The organism is Massilia norwichensis, from assembly GCF_024753245.1.
Lineage (GTDB): Bacteria > Pseudomonadota > Gammaproteobacteria > Burkholderiales > Burkholderiaceae_D > Telluria > Telluria norwichensis.
On record NZ_JANUGX010000079.1, the window covers coordinates 1 to 1,274 of the forward strand.

Consider the following 1,274-nt stretch of genomic DNA (forward strand, 5'->3'; position numbering starts at 1 on the left):
ACGGCTTTAATGGAATGGACGCATCCTTCCTGAAACGGCATCGACGTGCCAAAGTGGATGTGTAAGCAATCCACGACCAGAAAGGAGCGTCCACCATGAAGCTTAGTGCATGCGGCATCGACTTGGCCAAGTCGGTATTCCAGGTACATGGTGTTGATCTGCATGGCAAATCGTGTTTGCGTAAGCAGCTCAGGCGTGCAGAGATGTTGGCGTTTTTCGTAAAGCTCGAGCCTTGCTTGATTGGCATGGAAGCCTGCGGCAGCGCCCACTACTGGGCACGCAAGCTGAGCGAAATGGGCCATACCGTGAAGCTGATGGCCCCGCAGTTCGTGAAGCCCTACGTGAAGACGAACAAGAATGATGCAGCCGATGCCGAAGCCATCTGTGAAGCGGTGACCCGGCCCAATATGCGTTTCGTGGCGATCAAGACAGAGCACCAGCAGGCATTGCTGGCGATCCACCGGGCACGACAAGGATTCGTCAAGGCAAGGACCGCCCAAGCCAACCAGATTCGTGGCTTGTTGGCTGAATTCGGGGTCGTCATTCCGCAGGGACTTTACAACCTCGGGCCTCGGCTGGCAGAGTTATCTGATGAATCTACCGGACAGCTACCTGGCAGCTTCTGCAGCCTGTTGCGCCGGCTTACGGAAAATCTCAAGGAACTGGACCAGCAGGTTCGGGATTTGGAGAAAGAAATCCAGCTCTGGCATGCGCAAAATGAAGCCAGTCGCCGACTGGCCGAGATTCCAGGAATTGGCCCGATTACCGCAAGCGCACTGGTCGCTTCGATTGGCGATGCGCGCTGCTTCAAGAATGGCCGGCAGCTGGCTGCCTGGATGGGATTGGTGCCCAGGCAGCACTCCAGCGGTGGCAAGCAGGTTTTACTGGGCATCAGCAAACGGGGCGATGGCTACCTGCGCGCGCTGCTGATCCATGGTGCGCGTGCCGTTCTTCGACACGCCGAACACAAGGTGGAGACTGCCACCAGTTGGCTCGGGCACTTGCTGTCGCGGCGAAACAAGAATATCGCAGCTGTCGCGCTGGCCAACAAGAACGCGCGCCGGGTATGGGCACTTCTCATGCACGACGGAAGGCGGTTCCGTGCGGATTACGTCCCCGCTGGGGCAGGCACGTAATCCGCAAGGCCAAGTTACCTCTCCACCGACTCCAAGGAAGATTGGCAAGCATCTTTCCACCGATTGCTTAGGCGATCCAGATGTGATGGCAAGATAGGTCAGACCGTGACCGGCAAACCCTGCGTGCAACAAGGAGCG

General features: G+C 57.7%; 1 protein-coding gene. It reads left to right on the plus strand.

The window, feature by feature from the left end; all coding sequences use genetic code 11:
- The first annotated feature begins 95 nt into the window (after positions 1-95).
- A complete protein-coding gene (locus NX782_RS26205; RefSeq protein ID WP_258848438.1) occupies positions 96-1,136 on the plus strand; it encodes an IS110 family RNA-guided transposase in 1,041 nt (346 codons plus the stop codon).
- Positions 1,137-1,274 lie beyond the last annotated feature (138 nt).

Excerpts from the sequence above, each read along its gene's own strand:
- NX782_RS26205 (WP_258848438.1), top strand. The coding sequence starts at position 96 with ATGAAGCTTAGTGCATGCGGCATCGACTTGGCCAAGTCGGTATTCCAG.